Below are 9,777 nucleotides of genomic sequence, written 5' to 3' on the forward strand. Positions count from 1 at the left end.
GGCTCCCCCGCGTGGCGCCCCGGGTCGCCCCCCCCCCCCCTAAGCCGCGGGGCCCCCCCCCGGCCCGGACCGGGCCGAGTCGGGACCGCCCCGGGTGCCCTCAGGGCTTCCGGACGGTGAGCCATTCGTGCATCACCGACAGCAGGTGGCCGGTCTCCACCGGCTTGGTGATGTGGTCGGTGGCGCCGGCCTCCAGGGACTTCTCCTTGTCGCCCTTCATCGCCTTGGCGGTCAGCGCGATGATCGGCAGACCGGCGAACTGGGGCATCCGGCGGATCGCCTCGGTGGTCGCGTAGCCGTCCATCTCCGGCATCATGATGTCCATCAGGACCAGCGCGACGTTCTCGTGCTGCTCCAGCATCTCGATGCCCTCGCGGCCGTTCTCGGCGTACAGCACGGTCAGGCCGTGCTGCTCCAGCACGCTGGTGAGGGCGAACACGTTGCGGACGTCGTCGTCGACGATCAGCACCTGCTCGCCGTCGAAGCGGGCGTCCGGGCGGCCCGACGGGCGGGGAGCCGCGACGGCCTCCGGCGCCCGGCCCTCGGCCGCCCTGCCCCCGATCCCACGGCCCGCCACGGGCCCGCCCACGGCCCCGCGGGCGTCCGGGCGCGGCGCGTCCACGGCGGCCGCGCGGCGGCGCTCCACGGCGCCCCTGCGGCGCACCTCGACCAGCTCCCGGACCTCCTGGGCCCAGTGGTCGGCCGGGCTCTCGCCCACCGGCACCGGCGTCCCGGCCGGGGTCACCCCCACCGCGGCGCGCAGGGCGGCCTGCCCCGCCTGCCCGCCGGCGTCCGGTGCCTCGGCGCGCAGCGGCAGGTACAGGGTGAACGTCGAGCCCTTGCCCAGCTCGCTCTCGGCGTGGATCTCGCCGCCGAGCAGCCGGGCGATCTCCCGGCTGATCGACAGCCCGAGGCCGGTGCCGCCGTACTTGCGGCTGGTGGTGCCGTCGGCCTGCCGGAACGGCTCGAAGATCTCCCGCAGCTTGTTGCCGGGGATCCCGATCCCGGTGTCGGAGACCGCGAAGGAGATCAGCGGGTCGTCCGGGCCCTTGATCGCGCCCGCCTCCAGCAGCTGCTCGCGCACGTGCTGCGGCACGTCCTGGCCGGCCGGGCTGATCGAGAAGTCGACGGCGCCGGTGTCGGTGAACTTCACCGCGTTGGAGATGAGGTTGCGCAGCACCTGCTGGAGCCGCTGCTCGTCGGTGTGCAGGGTGACCGGCAGGGCCGGCGAGACCCGCACGCCGAACTCCAGGTTCTTGTCCAGCGCGACCGGCTGGAAGGTCGCCTCGACGTAGTCGACCAGCTGGACCAGGGCGATCCGGGCCGGACGGACGTCCATCTTGCCCGCCTCGACCTTGGACAGGTCCAGGATGTCGTTGATCAGCTGGAGCAGGTCGGAACCGGCGCCGTGGATGGTGTCGGCGAACTCGACCTGCTTGGGCGACAGGTTGCCCTCGTTGTTGTCGGACAGCAGCTTGGCCAGGATCAGCAGCGAGTTCAGCGGGGTGCGCAGCTCGTGCGACATGTTGGCGAGGAACTCGCTCTTGTACCGGGAGGCCAGCGCGAGCTGCTCGGCGCGCTCCTCCAGGACCTGCCGGGCCTCCTCGATCTCGCTGTTCTTGATCTCGATGTCACGGTTCTGCTGGGCGAGCTGCTCGGCCTTCTCCTGCAGCTCCTCGTTGGTGCGCTCCAGCTCCTCCTGGCGCGCCTCCAGCTCGGCCGAGCGCATCGAGAGCTCGGCGGTCAGCCGCTGGGACTCCAGCAGCAGGCCCTCGGTCTTGGTGTTGACGCTGATGGTGTTGACGGTGACGCCGATGAGGTCGGCGATCTGGTTGAGGAAGTCCAGCGCGACCGTGGTGAACGAGCTGAAGGTGGCCAGCTCGATCACGCCCAGCAGCCGGCCCTCGAACAGCACCGGGAGCACCACGATGTGGGCCGGCGAGGCCTCGCCCAGGCCGGAGGCGATCTTCAGGTAGCCGGGCGGCGCCTCCTTGAGGATGATCGCCCGCTTCTCCACCGCCGCCTGGCCGATCAGCGACTCACCGGGCCGGAAGGTGGTCGGCATCGCCCGCCGCTGGTAGCCGTAGCTGCCGATCAACCGCAGCACGGTGTCGTTCTCGTCGTCGTCCTCGGTGATCAGCTCGGCGGTGCGGCCGGCCGGCTGGGCGAGGAAGAAGGCGCCGTGCTGCGCCGAGACCACCGGGGTGAGCTCGGTCATGATCAGCGAGGCCACCGCCTCCAGGTCGCGCCGCCCCTGCAGCAGGCCAGAGATCCGCGCCAGGTTGGTCTTCAGCCAGTCCTGCTCCTGGTTGGTGCGGGTGGTCTCGCGCAGGTTGGCGATCATCTGGTTGATGTTGTCCTTGAGCTCGTCGAGCTCGCCGGCGGCGTCCACGTCGATCCGCAGCGACAGGTCGCCCCTGGTCACGGCGGTGGCGACCTGCGCGATCGCGCGCACCTGCCGGGTGAGGTTGTTGGCCAGCTCGTTGACGGACTCGGTCAGGTCCTGCCAGGTGCCGTCCACGCCCGGCACCCGCGCCTGGCCGCCGAGCCGTCCGTCGGTGCCCACCTCGCGGGCGACCCGGGTGACCTCGTCGGCGAACGCCGACAGCTGGTCGACCATGGTGTTGATGCTGGTCTTGAGCTCCAGGAACTCGCCGCGCGCGTCGACGTCGATCTTCTGCGACAGGTCGCCGCGGGCCACCGCCGTGATCACCAGCGCGATGTTCCGCACCTGGCCGGTGAGGTTGTTGGCCATCAGGTTGACGTTGTCGGTCAGGTCCTTCCAGATCCCGGCCACGCCCGGCACGCTCGCCTGGCCGCCCAGGGTGCCGTCGGTGCCCACCTCGCGGGCCACCCTGGTCACCTCGACCGCGAACGCCGACAGCTGGTCGACCATGGTGTTGAGGGTCCCGGCCAGCCCGGCGACCTCGCCCTGGGCCTCGATGGAGATCTTCTTGGAGAGGTCGCCCGAGGCCACCGCGGCCGCCACCTCGGCGATGTTCCGCACCTGGCTGGTCAGGTTCGACGCCATGAAGTTGACGTTGTCGGTCAGGTCCTTCCAGATGCCCGACACCCCGCGCACCCGGGCCTGGCCGCCGAGGTTCCCCTCGGTGCCCACCTCGCGCGCCACCCGGGTGACCTCGTCGGCGAACGCCGACAGCTGGTCCACCATGGTGTTCACGGTGGTGACCAGCTCCAGGATCTCGCCCCGGGCGTCGACGGTGATCTTCTTCGAGACGTCGCCCCGGGCGACCGCCGTGGTCACCTCGGCGATGTTGCGGACCTGGCTGGTCAGGTTGTTGGCCATCAGGTTGACGCTGTTGGTGAGGTCCTTCCAGGTGCCGGACACCCCCGGCACGCTCGCCTGGCCGCCGAGGATGCCCTCGGTGCCGACGTCCCTCGCCACCCGGGTCACCTCGTCCGCGAAGGCGCCCAGCTGGTCGACCATCGTGTTGATGGTGTTCTTCAGCTCCAGGATCTCCCCGCGCGCGTCCACCTGGATCTTCTGCGAGAGGTCGCCGCGCGCGACGGCGGTGGTCACCTGGGCGATGTTCCGCACCTGGTCGGTGAGGTTGTTCGCCATGAAGTTGACGTTGTCGGTGAGGTCCCGCCAGACGCCGGCCGCCCACGGCACCTGCGCCTGCCCGCCCAGCCGCCCCTCGGTGCCCACCTGGCGGGCCACCCGGGTCACCTGCTCGGCGAAGCCGGAGAGCTGGTCGACCATCGTGTTGATGGTGTTCTTCAGCTCCAGGATCTCCCCGCGCGCGTCCACCTCGATCTTCTGCGAGAGGTCGCCGCGGGCCACCGCCGTGGTCACCTGCGCGATGCTGCGGACCTGGCCCGTCAGGTTGTCCGCCATGAAGTTCACCGAATCGGTGAGGTCCCGCCAGACCCCGGCGACACCCGGCACCTGCGCCTGGCCGCCCAGCCGGCCCTCGGTGCCCACGTCCCGGGCCACCCGGGTCACCTGCGCCGCGAAGCCGTTCAGCTGGTCCACCATCGTGTTGACGGTGTTCTTCAGCTCCAGCATCTCGCCGGCCACCTCGACCGTCACCTTGCGGGACAGGTCGCCCTTGGCCACCGCGGTGGTCACCTGCGCGATGTTGCGCACCTGCGCGGTCAGCCGGCCGGCCATGGTGTTGACCGAGTCCCCGAGGTCCTTCCAGCTGCCGGACACGCTGCGGACCTTCGCCTGGCCGCCCAGCTTGCCCTCGGTGCCGACCTCGCGGGCCACCCGGGTCACCTCGTCGGTGAACTCCGACAGCTGGTCCACCAGCCCGTTGACGGTCCGGCCGATCTTCAGGTACTCGCCGCGCAGCGGGTGGCTCACCCCGTTGCTGTGCAGCGAGCGCAGCTCCATCTTCTGGTCCAGGTCGCCCTCGGCGATCGAGGTCAGCACCCGGCCCACCTCGGCCATCGGCCGCGCCAGGTCGTCGATCAGCGCGTTGCAGTTGTCGACCGCCGCCATCCAGGCGCCCTCGCCGGCGCCCGTCTCCAGCCGCTCGTTCAACCGGCCCTCGCGGCCCACCGCCCGCCGCACCCGGGCCAGCTCGCCCGTCAGGTGCTGGTTGCGCTCCGCCACCTCGTTGAAGACCGCGGCGATCTCCGCCAGCGGACCGTCCCCGGGCACCGTCAGCCGGCGCCGGAAGTTTCCGTCCCGCATCGCCGTCAACGCGGCCAGCAGCTTGCGCAGCTCGGCCGGCTCGGCGCCGCGGCTGTGGTTGACACGCCGGCCGGCCGCGCTCCGCGGCGCGGCCCCGGGGCGCCCGCCACGCTGAGCGGGCGGCGTCGTACCGGTTGCGTCCTTGGTGGCCGAACTCAACGGGCCCCTCCCAGATCGTGAACTGTCCGGCGCCCCGCGCACGCGCCCCGGCCGGGGCCCGCTCGCGCAGCACCGTCCCGGCGCTACCGTCCCGGCGGACGGTCAGGCCCACCGGAACCCGCAACGACCGTACTGCTCGGACCGGACATCGCGGACCCCCCAGTCTGGCAGCACTCGCGCCCGGTACAAGCGCGGTTGCGCTCGGTTGGTGCCGGGCCGTCCGAAACGGGTGGGCAGAATCACCCTCCGGTGCCTGTTTCGGCTCCCCGCCCCCACGGGGAACCAAGCGGAAAGTAGGGTGGAGCGCTGCACCGGGCCACAACCGCCCCCGGCGCCGCCGCCCACCCCGCCGGCGCGCACCCGGATCGCGGCGCCGCACCCCCGGACAGCCAGGGCCAGAGCAGAGGAGACGTGGCAACGTGGTCACCGCGCGCGCAGCCGCCACCTTCGAACCCGTGGGTCGGTCGGCCGGTGCCGCCCGTTCCTTCGTCCGGGACGCCCTGCTGGGCTGGGGCCTGCCCGAGGTCGTCGACGACGCGGTGGTCCTGGTCAGCGAACTCGTCACCAACGCGGTCGTGCACGCCGGCACCGACGCCGAGGTGTGCTGTCTGCGCGAGGACGGCACCGTACGGATCGAGGTCACCGACCGCCACCCCGAACGCGGCCTGCCGACCTTCACCGACGTCCCCACCACCGCGTCCGACCACTACGCCGACGCCGACGGCGAGGGCGGCCGCGGCCTGCTGATGTGCGCCGCGCTCGCCGAGCGCTGGGGCGTCGAGTACGGCTCCGGCCGCAAGACCGTCTGGTTCCGGCTCACCCTGCCCGCGCACACCGCCGGCACCCGCTACGCCCTGCCCGCCGCCCCCGGCGGCGAACTGCCCCGCAACCGCGGCCCGGTCCACGTCGCCGTCGTCCAGCTCGACGACGACGGCCGGGTGCTCGCCTGGAACCCCGACGCCGAGGCGCTCTTCCAGCACCCCGCCGACGCCGTGCTCGGCCGCCCCTGGGCCGAACTCGCCGTCTGGCCGCAGTCCGCCGACAACGGCCCGGGCCTCGCCGCCGTCCTGCGGCTCGCCCGCTGGGAGGGCGGCTACGCGCTGCGCCGCGCCGACGGCGACGAGGTCGACGTCTACGGCGTCCAGGTCCGGCTGCGCGACACCGACGGCACCCCGACCACCCTCTGTCTGCTCGTCCTCGACGACGACCGCGCCGTCCTGCGCTCCCCCGCCCGCGCCCTGCCCGGCGACCGCGGCGAATCCACCGGCCGGCTCGACCTGCTGGCCGGCCTCAGCACCGGCGAGGACCTCGACACCCTGCTGCAGCACACCGTCGAACGGGCCCGCGACCTGCTCGACGCCGACGCCGCGTACCTGCTGCTCACCACCGACGACGAGGCCGAGTTCGAACTGCGCGCCAGCACCGGACTGCCCCTCGCGCCGCGCCCGCACAGCCGGTTCCCGGTCGACACCGGCAACCGCTACGACTCGCCCCGCCTCCCCTCCGTCCACGAGGACCTCACCACCCGGCCCACCGGCCTGCCCGTCCTCGACGACAGCGGACTGCGCTCCCTGCTCACCGTCCCGCTCAAGGTCGAGGGCCGGCTGATCGGCTCGCTCGGCATCGCCACCGGCGTCCCCGGCCGCTACGACAACGAGGACGCGCTGCGCCTCCAGTTCGCCGCCGACCGGCTCGCCCTGGCCGTCGAGTCCACCCGGCTCGCCGAGCTCGAACGGCTGCGCCGCGGTTCGCTCTCCTTCCTCGTCGAGGCCTCCGACCTGCTCGCCGGCACCCTCGAACACGAGCAGACGCTCGCCCTGATGGCCCAGATGGCCGTCCCCACCCTGTCCTCCTGGTGCGCCGTCTACACCAACGGCGACCACGGCGCGCCCGCCTCGCTCGCCTTCGTCCTGCACGAGGACGAGGACCGCATCGACCCGCTGCGCGCCCTGCTCGACAAGACGCCCGCCCCGGACGCCGGCCCCACCCACGGCACCCGGTTCTGGACCGCCCCCACCGAGACCGCCGAGAGCCACGGCTTCGCCCACGAACCCGGCCTCACCGGCCTGCTCGGCGAGACCGTCGTCCTGCCGCTGACCGCCCGCAACCGGGTGATCGGCCTGCTCGCCCTCGGCACCGCGGCCGGCGTGCGCTTCCGCCAGGAGGTCCTGGAGCTCGCCGAGGACCTCTCCCGCCGGGCCGCCCTCGCCCTGGACAACTCGCGGCTGTACTCCGAGCGCACGGCCACCAGCCAGGCCCTGCAGCGCAGCCTGCTGCCGCCGGACCTGCCCGACATCCCGGGCGTCGAGGTGGACGTCTACTACCAGGCCGCCGGCGAGGGCAACGAGGTCGGCGGCGACTTCTACGACCTCTTCCCGATCCGCGAGGGCACCTACGGCTTCGCGATCGGCGACGTCTGCGGCACCGGCCCGGAGGCCGCCTCGGTGACCGGCCTCGCCCGGCACTCGCTGCGGCTGCTCGCCCGCGAGGGCCTGGACGCCCCGCAGGTGCTCAGCCGGCTCAACACCGCCATCCTGGACGAGGGCGCGCGCAGCCGCTTCCTCACCCTGCTGTACGGCGAACTGACGCCCCGTCCGGACGGCAGCACCGAACTCTCCCTGGTCTGCGCGGGCCACCCGCTGCCGCTGCGTCTGCGCACCGACGGCCGGGTCGACCGGGCCGCCACCCCGCAGCCGCTGCTCGGGGTCATGGACGACCTCGACCTCACCGCCGAGCACCTGGTGCTCAACCCCGGCGAGGTCCTGCTCTGCGTCACCGACGGCGTCACCGAACGCCGCGAGGGCCGGCGGATGCTCGGCGACGACGGCCTCGCCGAGGTGCTCACCGGCTGCACCGGGCTGACCGCCGGAGCGGTCGCCCTGCGCGTCCAGCGGGCCGTCGAGCGGTTCGCCCCGGAGCCGCCGTCCGACGACATGGCGATCCTCACCCTGCGGGTGCCGACCCAGCGGACCGCCTGAGCCCCCGTCGGTGCGACGGCTGTCGCACCTGTCGCACCGATGTCCGTCCCTGAACGAACCATGCCGGGGACGGTCGTAAAATGTGCGATTCACAAGGGTACAAGCCCGCTCACCCTGGGTACACCGATCTCACCGGGGAATCCCCCGGAGGGGACGTGACCAGCGGCTCTCCCGCTGGCCCAGCATGCCGACCGCAGCCGTCGCACGCTCCAGCCGTGCGCGCCCGGAGCGGTCACGCGCCTTCATCTCATCGCCACTCACCCGCGTTCACTGCGCCCTGCGCGCGCCCATGAGTGAAAGGAGCCTCCGGTGAGCAACGAAGCTACCGGGGCACTGAACGCCCGCTCCTCCGGCGCCGACGCCGGTAACCTCGGTTACCTCGCACTCGGCCTGACCCTGCTCGCCTTCGGTCTTCTCTCCACCGGCGTGCTCAGTGGCACCGCCGTCGGGAACTCGGCCCACCTCGCGCACATCCTCGGCGGCCTCACCCTGTTCATCGCGGGCCTCTGGCAGTTCCGCGGCGGCGAGGGCTTCACCGGCACCGCCTTCACGAGCCTCGGCGCCTTCTGGGCCACCTGGTCCACGGCGTCCGGCGCCGGCAAGAACGCGGCCGGCCTGTTCCTGCTCCTGTGGGCCCTGCTCGCCCTCACCCTGACCGCGGCCGCCTGGAACGCCGGACTGCTCAGCCGGGCCGTCTACGGCCTGCTGACGGTCTCCCTGGTGCTCAGCGCGATCGCCACCTTCAACACCTCCGGCGGCCTCGCCAAGGCGGCCGGCTGGATCGCCGCCGCCTCCGGGCTGGCGGCCTGGTACTGGGCCACCGCGTCGCTGACCAACAGCGCGTGGGGCCGTGAGGCCCTGCCGGTCAGGTAACGGCGGGACCACCGACGGGCCGGACCCACCCCCCACGGGGCCCGGCCCGTCGGCGTGCCGCCGTGCCGTCCCCCCGCGCGGCTCCTCAGCCCCGGGCCCCCAGCCGCTCCCGCTCCTGCGCCGGCCGGACCTCCGCCACCCGCCCGGCCCGCCACCGGGCGAAGGCGCGCTGCGCCGCGTAGGCCAGCAGCAGGATCGCCACCGCGACCAGCCCGTCCGCCCAGAAGTGGTTGGCCGTCACCACCACGACCGTGATCGTCAGCACCGGGTGCAGCACGATCAGCCAGCGCAACGGGCTCCGCGACACCCGCACCACGGCGACCGCCACCAGCACGCACCAGGCCACGTGCACCGAGGGCATCGCCGACAGCTGCGCCGCCTTGACCACCCCGCCGACCGTGCCGCCGTACACCGACTGCCCGTACTCCGCGGCGACGTCGACGAACCCGTTCTCCGGCAGCATCCGGGGCGGCGCCACCGGGAGGAACTGGACGGCGAGGCAGACCGCCGTCGTGATGACCACCGTGGTCCGCACCCAGGCATACCGCTCGCGGTGCCTGAGGAAGACCCAGACCAGCACCGCGATCATCACGGTGAAGTGCATCGACGCGTAGTAGTAGTTCGCCAGCTTCACCAGCGCCGGGTACGGTGTCACCGCCGCCTGCCAGGACGCCTCGTCGGGCAGGCCGACCGCCAGCTCCGTCCGGTGGATCCAGCGGGCCCGGTCCAGCGCGTGCTCGGTACTCATCAGCGAGAGCCGCCCGACGAGCTGCCAGAGCGCGAACAGCGCGAGGAGGGTGCCGGCCTCCCGCAGGATCGCCGAGAGCCCCTTCCGCCGCACCCGGGCGGCCGCGTACGCGCCACCGTAGAGAGCGACCGCGGTGCCCCCGGCGGACTGCCAGGTCAGGGTCAGGTTCTGCAACGGTTCGCGCCTCTCCACCAAGCTCCGATGTGGTGGGGAGACGTTAACGCAAAAAGACCCCCTCCTGAACCGGAGGGGGTCTTTTTGGAATGATTGTTCGGCGGCGTCCTACTCTCCCACAGGGTCCCCCCTGCAGTACCATCGGCGCTGTGAGGCTTAGCTTCCGGGTTCGGAATGTAACC

At 72.7% G+C, this 9,777-nt stretch carries 4 protein-coding genes and 1 rRNA gene; 2 read left to right on the forward strand and 3 right to left on the reverse strand.

The genetic code is table 11. The features are described 5' to 3' along the window. Positions 1 to 100 precede the first annotated feature (100 nt). Positions 101 to 4,663 (reverse strand): HAMP domain-containing protein, encoded by a 4,563-nt coding sequence (locus tag ACFVFS_RS39590; RefSeq protein WP_380629883.1) that lies wholly within the window; start codon positions 4,661 to 4,663, stop codon positions 101 to 103. Between the two features lie 578 nt (positions 4,664 to 5,241). Between ACFVFS_RS39590 and ACFVFS_RS39595 the strand changes: the two genes are divergently transcribed. Continuing rightward, positions 5,242 to 7,800: a SpoIIE family protein phosphatase gene (locus tag ACFVFS_RS39595; protein ID WP_380629879.1), complete on the forward strand. Its 2,559-nt coding sequence runs from the start codon at positions 5,242 to 5,244 to the stop codon at positions 7,798 to 7,800. Positions 7,801 to 8,109: 309 nt separating this feature from the next. Next, positions 8,110 to 8,673 carry an acetate uptake transporter gene (locus tag ACFVFS_RS39600; RefSeq protein WP_380629880.1) on the forward strand — a complete coding sequence of 188 codons (564 nt, stop codon included), beginning with the start codon at positions 8,110 to 8,112 and terminating at the stop codon, positions 8,671 to 8,673. Between the two features lie 85 nt (positions 8,674 to 8,758). Here ACFVFS_RS39600 and ACFVFS_RS39605 read toward each other — a convergent pair whose 3' ends face one another. Both ACFVFS_RS39605 and rrf read right to left on the reverse strand, forming a co-directional pair. After that, on the reverse strand, positions 8,759 to 9,595 hold the full coding sequence (locus ACFVFS_RS39605; RefSeq protein WP_380629881.1) for a phosphatase PAP2 family protein: 837 nt from the start codon (positions 9,593 to 9,595) through the stop codon (positions 8,759 to 8,761). Between the two features lie 95 nt (positions 9,596 to 9,690). Beyond that, positions 9,691 to 9,777, reverse strand: a 5S ribosomal RNA gene (rrf, locus tag ACFVFS_RS39610); the annotation flags it as partial.

It is taken from the genome of Kitasatospora sp. NPDC057692, assembly GCF_042799475.1.
In the GTDB taxonomy this organism is placed as follows: domain Bacteria; phylum Actinomycetota; class Actinomycetes; order Streptomycetales; family Streptomycetaceae; genus Kitasatospora.